The organism is Hymenobacter sp. 15J16-1T3B (assembly GCF_020711235.1).
In the GTDB taxonomy this organism is placed as follows: domain Bacteria; phylum Bacteroidota; class Bacteroidia; order Cytophagales; family Hymenobacteraceae; genus Solirubrum.
Map to the genome: position 1 here is coordinate 19,105 of NZ_JAJFAV010000022.1, position 18,115 is coordinate 37,219.

At 67.0% G+C, this 18,115-nt stretch carries 9 protein-coding genes; 2 read left to right on the plus strand and 7 right to left on the minus strand.

The genetic code is table 11. The features are described from left to right. Positions 1 to 10: 10 nt before the first annotated feature. Positions 11 to 2,983 carry a glycoside hydrolase family 2 TIM barrel-domain containing protein gene (locus LJ737_RS25015; protein WP_227769507.1) on the plus strand — a complete coding sequence of 991 codons (2,973 nt, stop codon included), beginning with the start codon at positions 11 to 13 and terminating at the stop codon, positions 2,981 to 2,983. A gap of 214 nt (positions 2,984 to 3,197) precedes the next feature. After that, positions 3,198 to 5,333: a T9SS type B sorting domain-containing protein gene (locus tag LJ737_RS25020; RefSeq protein WP_227769508.1), complete on the plus strand. Its 2,136-nt coding sequence runs from the start codon at positions 3,198 to 3,200 to the stop codon at positions 5,331 to 5,333. 25 nt (positions 5,334 to 5,358) lie between these two features. On the opposite strand, the gene LJ737_RS27295 is transcribed toward LJ737_RS25020, so the two are convergent. From LJ737_RS27295 to LJ737_RS25050, 7 genes are all read right to left on the minus strand, one after another. Next, the gene (locus LJ737_RS27295; protein ID WP_410779969.1) at positions 5,359 to 5,991 is read right to left on the minus strand and encodes a DUF6503 family protein; all 633 of its coding nucleotides are present in this window, start codon (positions 5,989 to 5,991) and stop codon (positions 5,359 to 5,361) included. Then, positions 5,991 to 7,337: a transglutaminase domain-containing protein gene (locus LJ737_RS25025; RefSeq protein WP_227769509.1), complete on the minus strand. Its 1,347-nt coding sequence runs from the start codon at positions 7,335 to 7,337 to the stop codon at positions 5,991 to 5,993. Before LJ737_RS25025 ends, LJ737_RS27295 begins: the two co-directional genes overlap by 1 nt. A 91-nt stretch (positions 7,338 to 7,428) precedes the next feature. Further along, a complete protein-coding gene (locus LJ737_RS25030; RefSeq protein ID WP_227769510.1) occupies positions 7,429 to 8,697 on the minus strand; it encodes a glycoside hydrolase family 88/105 protein in 1,269 nt (422 codons plus the stop codon). A gap of 195 nt (positions 8,698 to 8,892) precedes the next feature. Further along, positions 8,893 to 10,554 (minus strand): glycoside hydrolase family 28 protein, encoded by a 1,662-nt coding sequence (locus tag LJ737_RS25035; RefSeq protein ID WP_227769511.1) that lies wholly within the window; start codon positions 10,552 to 10,554, stop codon positions 8,893 to 8,895. Between the two features lie 250 nt (positions 10,555 to 10,804). After that, complete coding sequence (locus LJ737_RS25040; RefSeq protein ID WP_227769512.1) at positions 10,805 to 12,961, minus strand: hypothetical protein; 2,157 nt, start codon at positions 12,959 to 12,961, stop codon at positions 10,805 to 10,807. A 52-nt stretch (positions 12,962 to 13,013) separates the two neighbouring features. Continuing rightward, a complete protein-coding gene (locus tag LJ737_RS25045) occupies positions 13,014 to 16,394 on the minus strand; it encodes a DUF4450 domain-containing protein (RefSeq protein WP_227769513.1) in 3,381 nt (1,126 codons plus the stop codon). Positions 16,395 to 16,508: 114 nt separating this feature from the next. Continuing rightward, positions 16,509 to 18,062 carry a RagB/SusD family nutrient uptake outer membrane protein gene (locus tag LJ737_RS25050; protein WP_227769514.1) on the minus strand — a complete coding sequence of 518 codons (1,554 nt, stop codon included), beginning with the start codon at positions 18,060 to 18,062 and terminating at the stop codon, positions 16,509 to 16,511. Positions 18,063 to 18,115 lie beyond the last annotated feature (53 nt).

Consider the following 18,115-nt stretch of genomic DNA (forward strand, 5'->3'; position numbering starts at 1 on the left):
CCCGCCCCGCATGTTCTTGTTTCTCACCCGCTGCCTGGGTGCCCTGTGGCTGCTCGGCAGCTTGGCGGCCCGGGCCCAGCCTGCCGCCCCCACCAAGCAGACGCTCTACCTCTCGGGCCGCGACAAGGACCGCACCGTGGCCTGGGATTTTTACTGCACCGGCGGGCGGCAGAGCGGGTATTGGACCACCATTGCGGTGCCCTCCTGCTGGGAGCAGCAGGGCTTCGGCAGCTACAACTACGGCCGCGACTACAAAACCTACGGCAAGAACTTCCGCTTCGCCGACGAGCAGGGCCGCTACCGGCACGAGTTCCGCACGCCCGCCGACTGGCAGCAGCGGCGGGTGTTCATCGTGTTCGAGGGCTCGATGACCGACACCGAGGTGAAGGTGAACGGGCAGCTGGCCGGGCCGATTCACCAAGGCGCCTTCTACGAGTTTCGCTACGACATCACCGACAAGCTGCGCCCCGCCGGCCAGCCTAACTTGCTGGAAGTCACGGTGAGCAAGATGTCGGCGGATAAGTCGGTGAACAACGCCGAGCGCCTGGCCGACTACTGGGTGTTTGGCGGCATTTTCCGGCCGGTGAAGCTGGAAGCCGTACCGCAGCAGTTTATCCCGCGCCTGGCCATCGATGCGCGAGCCGACGGTGCGTTTGCCCTGAACGTGTTCGTGCGCGGGCTGCAACAGGCCACCGAGGTGCAGGCCGACATCCTCGACGCCGACGGCCGCGTGGTGGGCACGGCGCGGGGCACGGCCCAGCCTGCCGATACGTTGGTGCAGGTGCAAACCCGCGTCCGGCAGCCGCGGCGCTGGACCTCGGAGACGCCGCACCTCTACCGCACCCGCGTCACGCTGCGGGCCGGCGGGCAGCCGCTGTACCAAACCGAGGAGCGGTTCGGCTTCCGCACCATCGAAATCCGGCGCGGGCGGGGCATTTTCGTCAACGGCACCCAGGTCAAGCTCAAGGGCACAAACCGCCACAGCTGGTGGCCCGAAACCGGCCGTACCCTCAGCGACGCCGTGCACCTGCAGGACGTGCGCCTGATCAAGGAAATGAACATGAACGCGGTGCGCATGTCGCACTACCCGCCCGACCGGCGCTTTTTGGAGCTCTGCGACTCGCTGGGCCTCTACGTGCTCGACGAGCTGGCCGGCTGGCAGAAAGCGTACAGCACCGCGGCCGGCGCCCCGCTGGTGCGCGAAATGGTGCAGCGCGACTGCAACCACCCCAGCATTCTGTTTTGGAGCAACGGCAACGAGGGCGGTACCAACAAGGAGCTGGACGACGACTTCGCGCAGTACGATTTGTCGAAACGGCCCGTCATCCACGCCCACCACCGCCCCGGCAACCAGCACAACGGCATCGACACCAACCACTACGAGAACTTCTACAGCACCCAGAAAATCCTGGCCGATTCGCTGATCTACATGCCCACTGAGTTTTTGCACTGCCAGGACGACGGCGGCGGGGCGGCCGGGCTGCAGGATATCTGGGCGCTGCACTGGCAGGCCCCGCGCTCCGGCGGCGGCTTCCTCTGGGCCCTGGTCGACGAGGGCGTGGTGCGCACCGACCAGCGCGGCATCATCGACGTGAACGGGGTGAATGCGCCCGACGGCGTGCTGGGCCCGCACCGCGAAAAGGAAGGCAGTTTCTACGCCATCCGGGAAATCTTTTCGCCCATCCAAGCGCGCATACCCGGGGCGCCGGCGAAGGCCGCGCAGAAGCCCTCGAAACGGGGCCAGGCGTCGGCAGCTTCGGCCCCGAGCGGGGCGGCGGCCACCAGTTCTGCCCCGCCGCTAGCCGAGCTACCCGCAGACTTTAAGGGCATTGTCGAGGTCGAAAACCGCTACCACTTCCTGAACTTGAGCCAGTGCTTTTTCCAGTGGGAGCTGGTGAATTTTCGCAAGCCTGGCGACGCGTTCAGCGGGCACGTAACCCTGCAGCGCGGCCGGGCCGCCAGCCCCGAGGTGGCGCCGCTGGCCAAGGGCCGGCTGCAGCTGGACCTGCCCAAGGACTGGCAGCGCTCCGACGCCCTGCAGCTGGCCGCCTTCGACGCGCAGAAGAACTTGGTGTACCGCTGGACCTGGCGCACCGGCCCCGCCCGCCGCGCCCTCGACGGCATCGTGACGCTGGCGGCCGGCCCCGTCGAAACCACCGACACCGACTCCACCCTCACGCTCAAGGCGGCCGGCATCACGGTGGGCTGGAACCGGCACACCGGCCGCCTTACCGGGCTGAAGGGCAACAACGGCGACAAGCTCAGCTTCGGCGGCGGGCCGCTGCTGGTGAGCGGCGCGGCCGCGTTCGAGGGCCTCACGCACCACGCGGAGCCCGACGGCGAGGTGGTGGAGGCGCGCTACCGGGGCGACCTGCGCGCGGTACGCTGGAAAATGTACGGCTCGGGCTGGCTGCAGCTTGATTACGAATACGCCACCGAGGGCGACCTGCCCTTCGCCGGCCTCTCGTTCCGCTACCCCGAAAACTACGTGCTGGGCGCCCGGTGGCTGGGCCGGGGCCCCTACCGCGTCTGGAAAAACCGCCCGCATGGCGTCGCGCTCGACACCTGGGAAAACGCCTACAACAACACCCAAACCGGCGCCGCGCCCTGGATCTACCCCGAGTTCAAGGGCTACTTCGCCGACATCAGCTGGCTGGAGCTGAACACGGTGGAAGGCAAATTCCTCGTGGCCACGCCCGACGCCGGACTCTACGTGCGCCTCTTCGACTTCTACGGCCTCTCGGGCGTGCAGCCCCACCCGCCGCTGCCCGCCGGCAACCTCTCCTTCCTCGACGCCATTCCGCCCCTGGGCACCAAGCTGGCCCTGAACATCGACGCCAACACCGCCGCCCTTGGGCCCCAGAGCGAGCTTAACCACCTGCGCGGCACCCGCCGCCGCACGCTGTATTTCTTTTTCGGCCTGCCCCCGGCCAGCAGCACGCCCCAGCCCTACACCGCCCCGGCCAAGGACGACCTGTTCTAGCGCCTGCTTCCCGTTGCTTCCGGCGCGGACTTCAGGGCGACTTCGGCGGGGGCTGTCCTGACGCTGCCAGCGCCAGCCGCCCCACCAAACCCGCTGATCGACAAGGCCTAGTTGCGCCTTCGATCAGAAACGCCGTCCGCTACCAACCTTTGCGACGATTTTCTCATCCAGTAACTTGTTTCCCCTACTATTGCCGTCCTAGCTCCTTCCGTGTATGAAGCACTTTAACGCCCCGGTCGTGCTGTGCTGTTTGTTGTGCCTGCTGCTGAGCCGCGGCGCGCGGGCCCAGCGCGAATTCGACAACTGGTACTTCGGCCTCCGGGCCGGGGTGGCGTTCGGGCCTTCGGGGCCGCGCCTGCTCACCGACGGGGCCATGAGCTCGGGCGAGGGCTGCGCCGCCATTTCCGATGCCCAGGGCAATTTGCTGCTTTACACCAACGGCATCACGGTGTGGAACCGGCAGCACCAAATCATGGTCGGCGGGACGGAAATTGGCGGCTACAACGGCACCAACAGCGAATTGACGCCCAACTCGGCTACCCAGGGCGTGACGGTGGTGCCCCGGCCCGGCAGCCGCACCGAGTACTTCATCTTCACCGTCGACGCGGCCGAAAACAGCTTCCGCCACGGCTTCCGCTACTCCGTCGTCGACCTGAGCCGCCAGGGCGGGCTGGGCGAGGTGGTGCGGAAGGATGTGCAGATACCCGTGCCCGTCGGGGACGGCCGCCTGACCGAGAAACTGGTGGCCGTGCGCCACGCCAACCAGCAGGACATCTGGCTGGTGGTGCACGGCTGGAACAACAACGTGTTTTTGAGCTACCTGCTGACGGCCAACGGCCTGGCCCCGGCGCCGGTGTGGTCGTCGGGCGGAGTGGTGCACCAGGGCGGCCGCAACGGCCGCAGCGACTACAACGCCCTGGGCTACATGAAAGTCGCGCCCACCGGCCGCCGCCTCGCGCTGGGCCAATACAACGGCGCCCTGGAGCTGTTCGACTTCAACTACGGCACCGGGGTGGTATCGGGGCCGCGCCGCCTGCCCGACCCGCCCGTGTCGCTGCCAGCCTACTACGGCCTGGAATTTTCCCCCGACGGCAACCTGCTCTACGTGGGCCTGGTCAACAACATTTACCAGTACGCGCTGCCGGGCGGCAACCCGGTGCTGGTGGGCGGGGTCAGCAACGCCAACGGGGCCCTGCAGCTGGGGCCCGATCAGAAAATCTACCAAACGCGCCTGAACGTGGCCACGGCCACGCTCGGGCTCAACGTCATTGCCGCGCCCAACGTGGCGGGCCTCGGCTGCGGCGTGCGCGAAAACGCCGTCACCGGCTTCGACGCCGCCCACTTTCCCAGCATGGGCCTGCCCAACGTGCTGGTGCGCCCGCCCGTGCCGGGCGAGGTGCTCGTCAACTTCGCCCTGCTCAGCAGCGACGTTTGCTTCGGCGACGACGCCGTGTTCAGCGCTTCCATCTACCCGCTCATTCCCGACGCCACCATCACCTGGAACTTCGGAGAGCCCGGCGCGGGCGCGGGCAACGTGGCCACCGGTGCCCGCGTTACGCACCGCTACGCGCAGCCGGGCACTTACACCGTGACCATGACGGTGCGCGAGGTGAGCGGCGCGGTCCATACCTACTCCCAGGCCGTGAACGTGTTCCACTACACCGTTGCCCGCCTCGCCCCGACCGCGCCGGCCCAGTGCATCGGCACCACCGCGGTGCTCTCGGTGGTGCCGGCCGTGCCGGATGGCACGCGCTTTCTGTGGTCCGACGGCAGCACCGCCCCCACGCTCCGGGTCCGCAGCTCGGGGCACTATTGGGTGGAAGTGACGGCCCCGCAGCGCTGCCCCGTCCGCGACTCGGTCACACTGACCTTTTACCCGGCGCCGGTCGTCAGCCTGGGCGCCGACCCGGAAATCTGCGCCAACGAGCGGGTGCTGCTGCGCCCCAGCCCGCAGCCGGCGGGCAACACCTACCGCTGGCAAGACGGAAGCACCGGCGCGAGCTTCGACGCCACGCAAGCCGGCCGCTACACCGTGCTGGTGACCAACCCGAACGGCTGCTCCACGGAGGCGGCCGTGCAGGTGCGGTTCGGGGAAAGCTGCCCGTTCATGATTCCCAACATCATCACGCCCAACGGCGACGGGCAGAACGACGCGTTTGCGCCGCAGGGCCTGGAGCCCAACGCCTGGCGCCTGCAGGTGTTCAACCGCTGGGGCGTCAAGGTCTACGAGCAGCCGGCCTACCAGAACGACTGGGCCGCCCCGGGGCAATCGGCCGGCACCTATTTCTACCTGCTCGAACACGCCACCTCCGGCCGCCGCCTCAAGGGCTGGCTGGAAGTCGTGCGCTAACCCCGCAACACGCTCTGCCGGCCGCCTATTTCAGCTTGTCCTGGGGCTTGGGGTTCTGCAGGTAGCCCGCGGGCAGCTTGGGTACCACGGCAATGCTATTGAGCCGGCGGCCGTCCTTGCCGTCGGTGCGGTTGTCGGCGAGCAGCAGGCGGCCGTAGGGGCGGTAGTCGCTCCACTGCCGGCGGAAGCTGGGCGCCGCATCGGTGGCGTTGCGGTAGAAGGCCCACTCCTCCAGCAGGTAGGTGCGCGGGCTGATGAGCAGCTCGTAGCGGTTGTTGGGCGTCACGCCCACGTTTTCGAAGGTCATTTCGACCACCCGGGCCGGGCTGCCCTGCATGGTTTTGCCGGTGCCCTTGTAGGCGAGCTTCACGCCCGAGTCCTTGAGCTTAAACGGCATCAGCAGCCACCAGGAGTTGTTGGCCCATGTGGCGTACATGTTGGTCAGCAGCTTTTTGCCTTCCTCGGTTTCGCTGATGTCCTGCCCGGCCTTGTAGACTTTGCCAGTGCGCGTGTTGAGGTTGCCGGTCATCACCAAGTCGCCCTTCTGCCAGCGGAAGTCGTTGGTTTGCTTGTCCCACACCTGGTACTGCTCGCCGAAAAACTCCCAGCCGATAAAGCGCGCCTTCTGCCAGGCGTCGTAGCCGCCCATGGCCTGCATCACGCTGTCGGCCAGGGCCACGGCGCGGGCGTCGGAGCCCACTTGGTTGAAGTCCTTGCCAGCCGGGTAGGGCGTGACTTTGCCCAGCTTGGCCTGGGCCCGGGCGGTGGGGCCGCCGAGCAGGCAGCCGGTGAGCAGCAGGCCCAGCCCGAGGCGGGTGCTGGCGGCGGAAAGAAGACGAGCAACGAGCATAAGGAACCGGGTTTGGGTTGGGGAAGCACCCCGCATACGCAACACAACCGCGCGGGGCTGTTCAGGTTAGCTGCGGCGGGATTTTGGGGGCGCGGCGGGCCCGCCACGTACTGCAGCACGTCAAACCACAGCGTGGCCGAAGTGCGCACCCGCAGCAGCACCGGGCCGGCCGCCGGCTTGAAGGTAACTCGCCACGCGTTGCCCTCTCGCTGCAAATAACAGGGCTGCGTTCCGTTGAGCAACATGAGCTGGGCGTCTGCCGGCGCGGCCACCACGAAGGTGTACGGGCGGCCGACGAGCAGCCGCTTGGTGAGCGGCACCTGCACCAGCCGGATGCCGGGCCAGCCCCCGCGCACGCCGGGCAGGCGCAGCCGGTATTTGGCCTCCAGAGCGGAGTCCAGCAGCCGCTGCGGGTCGAGGCCGTAGGCAAACAGCTCGGGGTCGACGGCGGGCAGCGCCCGAAACGCCTTGGGTTTCACGGGGGCCGCCACGCCCTGCCACTGGGGCTTGGCGGGCAAGTGCCAGAACAGGAAAGCGTAGGGGTCGGCGTCAAACCAAAACGCGTCGTAGGCGGGCACAAACACGGGCTTGTGGCGTCCCTGCACGCCGCCGGCGCCCCAGGTCACGTCGAGCAAGTGCCAGCGTCCCTCGGCGTAAAAGGCGTTCCAGGCGTGCTTGATGCGCTTGCCCCGCGGTGTCTTGGCCAAGGCCGGGCCCGCTTTGGCGTCGCCGATGATGGTGGTGGCCCGCAGGCCCATGGCCGTAGCCACGGCCGTGAACAGGTCGGCGTAGCCGGCGCACACGGTGCTGCCGCGGCGCAGCACCACCGCCGGACGGTTGCGCCGCTGCGGCCCGCGCCGGCCCGCGGCCACGCGCCGGGCAAAGCGTAAGTCGTAGCGGATGTGCTGCCCGATCCAGGCGTAGATCAGCCGGGCCTTGTCGTAGTCGGAAGTGGCTTTTTGCCCCAGGTAACGGGCCAGTTCGGGGACGCTGCCGGCTTGGCCGGCCTGCTGGGCGGCGTACTGGTCCAGCTCCGCGTCGGGGGTGCGCGGCCCGGGTGCTTCTTCCAGACGCGCGGCGTTCGGGGAAGAGGGTTGCGCCGCGAGGCCCCCGCAACGCAGCAGCAGCACGAGGAGCAGACTGGCCTTCGGCATGGATAGCACTAACATAAACGGTGCCCGAGCAGCCGCCCGGGCACCGGCAAACCTACGCCAAATCAGCTACATCCGGCGCCGTTCGGCCAGCTCACTTTTTGCCGGCCATTTCCATTTCGATGCTGGCCATGATGAACGGCCCGACGCCCTTGAAGTCGTTCTGCTTGATGGGCTCGGAGAGGTAGTACTCGTAGCTGCCGTCGCGGTAAGGATTGCCGCCCAGGCCCCCCACGCTCACGGTGCCGTTCAGGGCAAGGCTGCCGTCGGGCTTGGTTTCCACGAACTTCTGCAGCACGCCCTGGTAGCCTTTCTGGGCCGCGGCGGTGTATTTTCTATCGAGGTAGCCCAGGCGCACGCCTTTCTGCAAGGCGTAGATGAACATGCAGGTGCCGGAGGTTTCGATGTAATTGCCGGCGCGGTTGGCTTGGTCCGTTACCTGCCACCAGCCGCCGCTGGCCGGGTCCTGGTACTTCACCAGCACCGGCGCCAGGCGCTGCAGATACTTAATCAGGTTCTGGCGCTGCGGATGGTCCTTGGGAAAGTAATCGAGCACGTCGACCAGGGCCATGGCGTACCAGCCCATGCCGCGGCTCCAGAAGTTGGGCGAGAGGCCGGTTTGCTTGTCGGCCCACTTCTCGGTTTTGGCCTCGTCCCAGCCGTGGTAGAGCAGCCCGGTTTTGGGGTCGACCAGGTGCTTTTCCACCTGCGCAAACTGCAGGGCCACGTGGTCGAAATCCTGGGGCTGGTTGAAGAGCTTGGCGTACTCGGCCGAAAACGGCTCGGCCATGTACAGGCCGTCGAGCCACATCTGGTTCTGGTAGCGCTTCTTGTGCCAGTAGCCGCCCTCCGTGGTGTGGGGCTGGTTCTGGAGCTGCTGGTGCAGCGTTTCGGCGGCCTTGCGGTACAGCTCGCGGCGCGGCAGCTGGGGCTGCTGGTACAACGTGAGCAGCACCCGCCCGGCGTTGATGTTGTCGAGGTTGTAGTCCTCCATCTTGAAGTAGCGGATGCTCGCGTCCGGGCCGATGGAGTAGTCCATGGTCTTGACCACGTAATCCAGGTACTTCTGCTCGCCGGAGCTGCGCCAGGTGCGCTCCAGGGCCTTGAGCATCAGGCCGTGCTCGTAGCCCCAGCGGGCGGCACGGTTGCGCTCCGGCGGAATTGTATCGGGGTAGAGCTGCATAAACGCATCGGCCATGCGCTGCGACCAGGGCCGCGCCACCGCGGCTGCGGGTTTGGGCGCAGCAGGGGCTGTTTTCACCGGCGCGCTGCCTTTCGTCTTGATTTTTACTTTGCTTTGCGCCGAGGCCAACGGGCTGACGAGCAGCAGCGCGGCCAGCACCGGAAAAGAGTAAACTCGCATAGGAAATGCGGGAGCTAAGTCGAGTGAAAAATTGTGGTTGACAAGGTTACCAGCCCGAGCTAGTTTCGCTGTCATGTGCCCTCATGCGTACCTGAGTAGGTAGTAGGTAGCCCAATTTACCGAATCATCAACTGAAACAGCTGGCACTGAATTAGTCAGTGAATTGACTTCTGCAACATAGCCGCGGCAGGACACCTACTTTTTCGTCACGCTGACGGCCTTTTTCTTCACGCCGGCGCCGAATTCCACCGGCATTTTGGCCTGCGTCACGTCGGTGTTGCTGAGCTTGATGTCCTTGGCCTTGTCGGCACCGGAGGCGCGCAGCAGCGTGGTAGCGCCGGCGGGGTACTTGATGCCGTCGAGCGTGATGTTCTGGCTGTTGTGGACTTCCATCACCGGGTCGGTCTGCTGGCTCAGCAGGCTCACGTTCTTGAGGCTGATGCGGTTGGCTTCGATGCACACGAGGCCTTTGTCGGCCTGCAGCACGGCGTTTTCGAGGCTAATGTCTTCGATGGCGCGCTCGGGCAGACCGCGCACCAGCATGGCGGTGCGGGCGCCGTTGCAGGTCACGTTGCGCATGAAAATCTTGCGGAAAGCGGGCGTGCCCTCCCCCACCGGCTGGGCGGGCGACACGGGCCGCTCCTTGGAGCCGACCACCTGCGGGGTGGGGTCCTTGATCATGTAGTACATGTCGAAGAGGATGGCCTCGCCGGGAATGTCCTTCATGTCCACGTTTTCGATGAAGATATTCTCCACCACCCCGCCGCGGCCGCGCGTGGTCTTGAAGCGCAGGCCGATGTCGGAGCCGATGAAGGTTAGGTTCTGGGCCCAGATGTTGCGCGCCCCGCCCGACATTTCCGAGCCGATGACGAAGCCGCCGTGGGCGCGGTACACGGTGCAGTTGCGCACCAGGATGTTTTCGGTGGGCATAGCGCGCTGCCGCCCCTGCTCGTTGCGCCCCGATTTGATGCAAATGGCGTCGTCGCCCACGCTGAAGGTGCAGTTTTCGACCAGCCCGCGGTTGATGGATTCCAAATCCAGCGCATCGGTGTTGGGCGTGTAGGGGCCGTTGAGCACGGTCACCCCGCGCACCACCACATCCTGGCTCATCATCGGGTGCAGCGTCCAGGCCGGGGAATTCTGGAAGGTCACGCCCTCCAGCAGAATGCGCTTGCAGCCGTCGAGCACCAGAAAATCGGGCCGCAGGTAGTCCTTGATGTCCTCGAAATCCTTGACCTCCTTTTTCTCCTCGGTAATGACGCCGGCCTCTTTCACTTTGGTGCCCTGGAACGACTGCTGCGAGGGATACCACCGGTCCTGCTTGTCGTTGAGCACGCCGCCCGAGGCCACCAGCTGCTTCCACTCGCCCTCGGGCGTGCGGCCCTTCTGCACCATCCACCAGGCTTCCCCGGCTCCGTCGAGGATGCCGTGGCCGGTGACGGCTACGTTTTCCAGGTCCTTGCCGTAGATGAGCGCCTGATTGCGCACGGCGGCCAGACCTTCCCAGTTGGTTTTAATCAGCGGGTAATCGGCGCGGTTGGCCGAAAACTGCAGCAAGGCGCCCTGGGCCAGGTGCAGGTTCACGCCCGAGCGCAGCGTGAGCCCGGCCGTGCGCCAGTGCCCACGCGGCAGCAGCACCACGCCCCCGCCCTTCTGCCCGCAGGCATCAATGGCCTGCTGAATGGCCTGGGTGCTCGGCGTGAGGCCGTCGGCCACGGCGCCGTACTTGGTAATGTTGAAAGTATCCTGGCGAAACTGCGTCGGGTTGACCTTGGGCAGGTTCGGGGTGAAGGATTGAGCGGCGGCGGGCAGGCTGGTTAGGGCCAGCAGGGAAAGTATGGGCAGGTATTTTGTCATGAAGAAGCGCTAGAGCTTAAAACTAGCTTCCCTCCTCTCTATGAGGGGAGGTTGGGGTGATTGATTCGGGCCCGAAAGCCCGGTCAGTAGTCGGCAAAGAGGCGACAAAGCTGCTTCGGCGCCGCAGAAATCAGGTACATATTGCCGTTCGAGGGACGTTGTTCTCGTGGCGCGGCCGCCCGTCAGCCGTCCCGGTCAAGCCCCCGGCTTGGCGGCCGTTTTTCACCTGAAGCGGGCGGCTTGATCGGGCTTAGGGCATGGGCTTGAGGCCTTCCCACTTCACGTTCCAGCCCAGCGGGATGCCGGGGTTTTTCGTAGGGCTGCCGTCGTAGCCGGCGCACATCAGGGCCACGGCCGCCAGCAGACCGCCGTTGCCGGGCAGGTAGAGGCGCAGCCGGTCGTCCTGGAAGTTATGGCCGTTGGGCAGGTAGGTGTTGGTTTTGATGGGCATCAGCAGCGCGTCCACCGCTTTGTCGGGCAGGCCCAGGCGGGTGGCGGTCATGGAGGTCATCGGGAAGTCCCAGCCCCAGGTGTGCGGCCAGTTCCAGTCCTTCCAGACGAGGTCGAAGGTGCGGCGCATGGTGGCCGCGTCCTGCTGCCCCGTCATCGGCATCATGCCCAGCGCGCCGAGCACGGAGGGGTGGTCGGTTTTGAACTCGGGGTTGGTGTAGGAATCCGGGGCGCTTTCGGTGGCCAGGTACACGCCCTGGGCCTGGGGCAGCTTGGAGAGTTTCTGCAGCACCGCGGCGTACTTGGGGTTGGGCGCGAGGCCGGCGCGCTGGCGCCACTGCTGGGCCGTGGTCAGGGCCCAATGCCAGTACACCAGCTCGTAGGTGGGGTTAAAGGTTTCCTCTGCCTTGAAGCGTTCCTGGGCCGGAATCACGCCCTTGCCGAGGATGTAGCGGTCCTTGTCCTTCTCGTAAAACGGGTACGAGGCCATGAAGTCGGCGGTGGCGAAAACCAAGTCCTGGTACTTTTTCTGCGCGGCGGCCCCGCCCCCGTCGCGGCGCACCAGCTCGGCCAGGTAGATGAAGTGCGGCTGCTGCCAGATCAGAAACGCACCCACCGAGGACGGCGCCTCGCGGCCCTGGTTGTCGGTCATCTTCTGCCAGCGCAGCCCCTCGAAGCCCTGGCGCTGGGCAATGGCCTTGGCCCCGGCCATGATTTCGGGGCGTAGGTACCAGTCGAGGCTTTTCTGCAGCAGCTCGGTGCGGCCCCAGAGGCCGTAGTGCATGGCGTGCCAGTAGTGCATTTCCAGGTGGGGCTTGCCGTACCAGCTGTTGTACACCAGCCCGGTTTCCTGGGGCGGAAACTGCCCCGTTTCCTGGCTGCGGATCAGGTACTCGGAGAGGATGATGCGCCGCTCCAGCTCCTTGGCCCGCGGGTCCGGGGTAGCGCCGAAGTCGACGGCGCCGCCGCTCAGCCAGAAGCTTTTCCAGCCCGCTACGCTGCTTTTTTGGGCCTCGGCGAAGCTTAGCGGCTGCATCTTCTCCTCCAGTGGCGGCGTGAAACGCGCGCTGACTTCCAGCACGTCCAACTTGCCGTCGGGCGTCAGCACAAACTCGTGCGGCTGCGGGCCGGCTGCTAGCTTGGCCTTGCCGTTCCAGCCGAACGCCACCTGGTAGTGGTCGGCGTCGAGGCGGTGCGACACCACGGCCATTGCCTCCCGCTGCGACTCGATTTTCGACTGGTGCTTGTCGGTGTCCTGGTAGTTCACGCCCACGTCGTCCCACTGGGCCGTGGGGTACGGCAGGCGCAGAAATACCTTCAGCCGCCCTTGCTTCACCAGCGGCGACTTCACCTGCACGGCCACCGCGTCCTGCTGCTGGTGGCCCACCGTCAGCACGTCCACCGGCGTGCCTTCCAGCGAGAAGTGGCTGCGGATTTCGCCGGTCCAGGGGTTGAGTTCCTGGCGCAGCTCCTTCAAGTCCTTGATGGTAGCGCGGGAGCCGTCTTTTTTGAGCAGCACGAAGCCCAGGTTGCCCAGCTGCAGACGGTGCGGGTTGGCCCGCAGGAAGTCCACGGCCTGCTTGTTGCGCTCGGGCGTTTTCACCTGCACGGTGTAAGGAATCTTGCGCCCGTTCAGCTCGTATTGGCGCTGGGCTTCCTCCACCTTGTAGGCTTCCTTGTTCGGAAAGCTGTGCCAGCCCCACTCCGACTGCGTGCCCAGCGGCACGCCCTTGCTGTAGTATTCCGGGAATGACTGCAGCCCCGTCACGTCGACGGTCATGGCAAAGGCGCCGTTGCCCACGTTGAGCGAGGCCAGCGAGTCGGTGGTGGTGGTCACGACCTTGTGGCGCTCCACCACGGCCTGGCGGTTGATGGCCTGGGCCAGCGCATCGGCCGCGGGCACGGTGGCGGCCCCGAAGCCGAGCAGGGACAGGAAAAGGAAGCGGGTGTTGGGCATGTTGGGGTGGAATTGCAAGTTGTTGTCAGCCCGTTGGGGCGAGCAAAACGGCTCACGGCCGCCCGAGCGTCACGCTCATCAGGCCGATGACGACGTCATTGGCCAGGGCGCGCACGGTGAGGCTTTTGAGTTTCTTCTGGGGGTCGAGCGGGACATCGAGCACCGTGGCCGCGCCGCCGTCGATGGCGCGGGTGCTGAAGCCCTTGATGCTGGTGTACTGATCAAATTCGCTGCCGGGCACCATGCGGCCGGTCTTGAGATGCACGCGCAGCGGGTGCGGGGCGCCGAGGCGAAAGGCAAAGCCGTCGTCGAGGTAGTCCTGCTCGATGGGCCACCACGATTCGGGGTTGCGCAAGGCCAGCCGGCTCGTCGTGCCGTCGGTGTACTCGACCAGCACTTCCCCGTTGTCGAGCTGGCTCTGCATGGGGTTGGTTGAGCCGGCCATGAGCAAGCGCGCCGACGCGGCGCGGCCCTTCAGCGGCACGGTGGCCTGCTGGGGGTAGTTGCGCCACTGCGACACGAACAGCACGTTCTTCGCTGCGGCCGCGCCGGGCGTGCGCAGCGGCGTGCCATCGGGTAGCCGGATTTCGTTCTGCGCCCCCGCCAGCCGGCGCAGCCCACTGTCGTCGATAACGGCCTGGGTCAGCGGGTAGCACCAGTTGCCGATGCCCTGGGTGGGCAGCTGCAGCGTGGGGCCCTTGGGGCGCGGCTCCAGGTACTTATTGGGTTGGAAGATGCTCGTCACCTGGTCGTTGAAACGGGTGCTCAAATCTACTTTCTCCCAACGCCGAGCGGCAGCCGCTGCGGGCGCCGCCGAAACCGCCGGGGCCGCGGCCGCCGCCTGCACCGGCATCCACCAGCGCAGTTGCCCCTGGCTCATGGGCACAAACACGGTCTGCTGCTTGGGCTGCCGAGCCGTTGCGGCGGCGCTGTCGGCGGCCGGCACGCGGGCCAGCGGCGCGGCGCCCCGCCACTGAATTTCCACCGCGTACTGCGCGGCCGGCGCGCTGTGGATTTCGATGCCGGGCCGGCCGACGGCGCCGGACAGGTTGCGCCAGGTGGCGGGCTGCCCGTTCACCGTCACGGCGGCTACCTCGGTGGCCAGGGCGGGCACTTGCAGCTTCAGCGCCAGGCGTTTGGGCAGGCGCGGCGTCAGCTGGTAGGTCTCGCGCGGGCCCTGCCGGCGAAAACGGAACGTAGCATCGGGCACCACCAAGCTGGCCGAGTCCCAGGCGGCGGGCAGGCCGGGGCGCACCAGCAGGGTGTCGTGCAGAGCGTCGGGCCGCAGGCCGAACAGGCCCTCCACCAGGGAGCGAGCCGCCACGCCGATAGGGTCGGCAAAGTCGCGGTACAGCTCGCCGCGGTAGGCGTCGTAGAAGCTGATTTGCTGAAAGTTGCCGGGGCTGCTGCCCAGGTACATGCTTTCGAGCAGGGCGCTTTTCCAGAGCCGGAAGGCGTCATCGGCGCGGCCGGCCTGCCAGTAAGCCAGCGAGGCGTGCAGGTTTTCGGCCAGCGCCACGTTGTTCAGGGACCAGTCGTAGGGCTGCCAGTTGGTGGTCGAGAGCAGGTACAGGCCGTTTTCGCGCAGCCCTTCGGCCGCCACCGGAATATGCGGCAGCTGCGTGTCGATGTAGCGCGTGGCCTGGTAGGCCTGGAAGGCGTCAGGTACTTCCGAGTCGATGGCGTGGTAAATGGTCCAGAGCCCCGGCGCCGCGTGCAGCTCTTGGCGCCCCAGCGCGTCCTGAAACTCGGCGTACCAGCCCTGCTCGGGCAGCCACAGCCGCGTGTTCAGCGCCCGCCGGATCTTGCCGGCTTCCTGCTGGTAGGGAGCCGCGTTCTGTCCGATGAGCGCGGCCAGTTCGGCGGCCATTTTATTCGCCAGGTAGTTGTAGGCCGAGGAGTGCGTGACGCCGCCCCCGCTGTACTGCAGCGCGTCCGAGGCCCAGATGGCGGCGTAGGCGTCGTAGAGCCCGTCGCCGTCGGGGTCGAAGTTGCGCTTTTCCCAGGCGAGGTGGCGCTGCAGCACGGGCCACATTTCGCGGGCAAAAGCCAGGTCGCCGGTCCAGCGCAGGTGGCGCAGCAGCTCATCGACGAACACCAGGTTCATGTCGTAGTGGTGGGCGCGCAGGTCGCCGCCGGGGTTGCGGCTGATGTAGCCCGCGGAGTACACGCTGGTGCCCAGCTTTTCCTGGGAGCGGGCCAGGTTCAGGGCCGTGTCCATCACCACCGGCCCGATTTCGGGCTGCGTGAGCTGCGACTGGGCATAGGCGCGGAAGTGCATCTGCGCCCGCTCGTGCCAGCCCAGCGGGTCGGCGGCGTAGGGACCGCGCCAGCCGTTGAGGCGCATGCGCCAGGCCACCGCGCCGTGTATGTAGGAGGGCGCCTCCCAAATAGCGTCGGCGGCCACGCTCAGGGCCCCGCCCAGGGTGTTCAGGTACGCGTCGGGCGTGCTTACCTGCACCCGCCCGGCCAGCTGCCGGCGCGCCGCTTCGGCCCGGCTGAAAGCCCGCGGCAACTCGGCGTAGCGCAGCGGCGCGGGCGCAGCGGCAGTGCCGGGCTCCGCGGCCTTCTGCACCGTGAAGTACAGCGGCTCCCCGGCTTTGACCTTGAGTACGCCCGCCACCACCGGCGCCCCCGCCCCGGCCGAGGCTAGGAGTTGCTGCGGGGTGGCTTGCTGCGTGGCATCGGCCAGGCGCAGGGCCGCGGCCGGGGGCGCCACGCCCAGCAGGCGCGGGCGGGGCGTGCCGGCCGGGGCGGTTTTGGGCGGCTGCCCGTAGCTGAGCGCGAAGCCATTGCCAAGCAGCTGAAACTCGTTGCCTTGGCAGTACTCCGGCTTCAGGTCGAAGCTGGATTCGGGGTCGGCCCCGATGTCGCCGTCGCGGCTGAATTTCTTGCCCGACGCCCCGCCAAACGCCCACGCCAGCTGCACCGCCCCGGGGGCCACCTGCTCGAAGGCGGCCTGCACCACCACGCCTTCGGCGTCGGCCAGGGCCAGCACGGTCAGGCGCAGGCGGCCCTGCGGGCCCAGCAGCGGGTCCTGGATGTCGTAGAGCATGGCCCCGGGCCGGTAGCGGGCTTCGATGCGGGCGGCCTGGGTCAGCCACTTGCTCTGCCCGCCGGCCAGCAGGCCCAGCTTCAGGTTGCCGCCCATGCCGGGCAGGTACAGGGCAAACTCCGGCAGGTCGCCGGCTTCCACCCGGAAGGCGGTGTCGGTGCCGTACAGCGCGCGGGTGAAGCGGTGCCGGCCGTTGACAATGACGAAATCCGCTCCGTCGGGGCGGTAGCGCAGGCTGCGCTGCTGCCCGTGCCAGAGCGGCGGCGCGGGCGCCTGGGCCCGCGCGGGCCCGGCCGCGGCCAGCAGCCCGAGGGCGCAGCCCAGCCCGCCCAGCAAGCGCCGGCCGGGCCGGAAAAACGGAAAAGCGGAAAAATTCACTGCGCGTTGGGGGTCGGCCCGGGGGCCGGGGTAAGGAGGGCGGACGAAAGATAGGAAGCCCGATTTCCGCCCGCTGAGGCGAAAACCGGGCTTGCCCAGGGTGTCAAAGGGCGGCTAGTAGCCGGGGTTCTGCTCGTAGGAGTACGACGAGGCGGCCATTTCCTGCTGGGGCACGGGATAGAGCACGTCGTTGGCGTTCAGCGGCTTGCGGATGCGGTTGTTCGTATCGTCGGCCGTAATCCAGGCGTTCATCACCGATACCATGCGGCCGGTGCGCACCAAATCGTGCCAGCGGATGCCCTCGCCGGCAAACTCGCGGCGGCGCTCCTCCAGCAGCTGGTCTAGGTTGACGCTGGTCAAATCGGCCACGGGGCTCGGGGCGGTGATGGAGAGGCCGTAGGCGCGGCGGCGGATCTGGTTGACCAAGCCCAGCGCCTCGCTCTGGCTGCCGCCGCTGCGCAGCAGGCATTCGGCCTTGAGCAGCAGCACGTCGGCGTAGCGCAGCACGATGAAGTTGATGGGCCAGTCGGTGCGCGTGGTGCCGCGCAGCGCGCCGTTGATGTACTTTTTGAACGCAGCGCGCGTCTCCACGGCCGTGCCGGCGGTGTAGCCCACCTGGAAGTTGACGCCCTTGCGCAGGTCGCCGGTGGCGTAGGAGTTCAGCAGGCTGTTGGAGGCCGGCCGCAGCTCGTCGCCGGTGCCGAAAGTGGTGCCCACCCCGATGGAGGTGAAGTAGTTGTTGGTCACCAGAATCGAGGGGAAGCTACCGCCCAGGCCCACGCCGCCGCTGATGTACTGCACGTCGAAGATGACCTCGCGGTTGCCGTTGTTGCTCTCGTTGGTGTAGGAGAAGACGTTGGCGTAGGCGTTGGGCGAGGTGCCGGCGGCCGTAATCAGCTGGTACTGCCCGCTGGCAATGACTTCGTTGAGCAGGCCCAGGGCCGCGGCGTAGTCGTTGGTGCCCAGGCCGGGCCCTTGGATACCGCCGTAGGTGTCGCCCGAGCGCGTCATGTACACCAGGGCCAGCAGGCTCTTGGCCGCGCCCGAGGTCACGCGGCCCGCGTCGGCAGCGGCGTACGACACGGGCAGGTTGGCCGCCGCGTTCTGCAGGTCGCTGACGATGAGGCTGTACACGTCGGCCACCGGCGCGCGGCCGAGCTTGGCCACGTCCTGGGGCTCCAGGGGCTTGTCCACGAGCGGCACGCGGCCGAAGTAGCGCACCAGGTCGAAGTAGTAGAAGGCGCGCAGGAAGCGGGCCTGGGCTTCGGTGCTCTTGCGGGCGGCGTCGGTGAGCACCGTGCCGTTTTGCTCCAGCTGGTCGAGCAGCACGTTGGCCCGGTAAATGGCCAGGTAGTCGGCGCTCCAGGCGTCGGCCGGGTACTCGTTGGCCACCACGCCCAAGGAGAAGTTGTTGATGGGCTCCCAGGTCCGAATGCCCTGGGTCGACACGCCGTAAATATTATCGGAGCGCGTTTCGGACATGGTCAGCGTACGGTCGGGCCAGCTCCGCAGGGTGCTGTAAGTGGCGTTCAGGGCCTGGTTGAAGTCGTCGGCCGACTTGTAGAACGTGGGCACCGAACCCGAGGAAATCGGTGCCTGGTCCAGGTCTTCGCAGCCCGTGGCGGTCAGCAGCGCGGCCGCGGCCAGCAGCAGAAATATCTTTTTCATGGGAAAGTCAGGGAGGAGAGCGTAGATCTGAGCGCCTAGAACGTAGAAGCAAG

Bases quoted from the DNA above. Each gene is read 5' to 3' on its own strand.
- LJ737_RS25015 (WP_227769507.1), top strand. From the start codon at position 11: ATGTTCTTGTTTCTCACCCGCTGCCTGGGTGCCCTGTGGCTGCTCGGC.
- LJ737_RS25020 (WP_227769508.1), top strand. From the start codon at position 3,198: ATGAAGCACTTTAACGCCCCGGTCGTGCTGTGCTGTTTGTTGTGCCTG.
- LJ737_RS27295 (WP_410779969.1), bottom strand. From the start codon at position 5,991: ATGCAGGCCATGGGCGGCTACGACGCCTGGCAGAAGGCGCGCTTTATC.
- LJ737_RS25025 (WP_227769509.1), bottom strand. From the start codon at position 7,337: ATGCCGAAGGCCAGTCTGCTCCTCGTGCTGCTGCTGCGTTGCGGGGGC.
- LJ737_RS25030 (WP_227769510.1), bottom strand. From the start codon at position 8,697: ATGCGAGTTTACTCTTTTCCGGTGCTGGCCGCGCTGCTGCTCGTCAGC.
- LJ737_RS25035 (WP_227769511.1), bottom strand. From the start codon at position 10,554: ATGACAAAATACCTGCCCATACTTTCCCTGCTGGCCCTAACCAGCCTG.
- LJ737_RS25040 (WP_227769512.1), bottom strand. From the start codon at position 12,961: ATGCCCAACACCCGCTTCCTTTTCCTGTCCCTGCTCGGCTTCGGGGCC.
- LJ737_RS25050 (WP_227769514.1), bottom strand. From the start codon at position 18,062: ATGAAAAAGATATTTCTGCTGCTGGCCGCGGCCGCGCTGCTGACCGCC.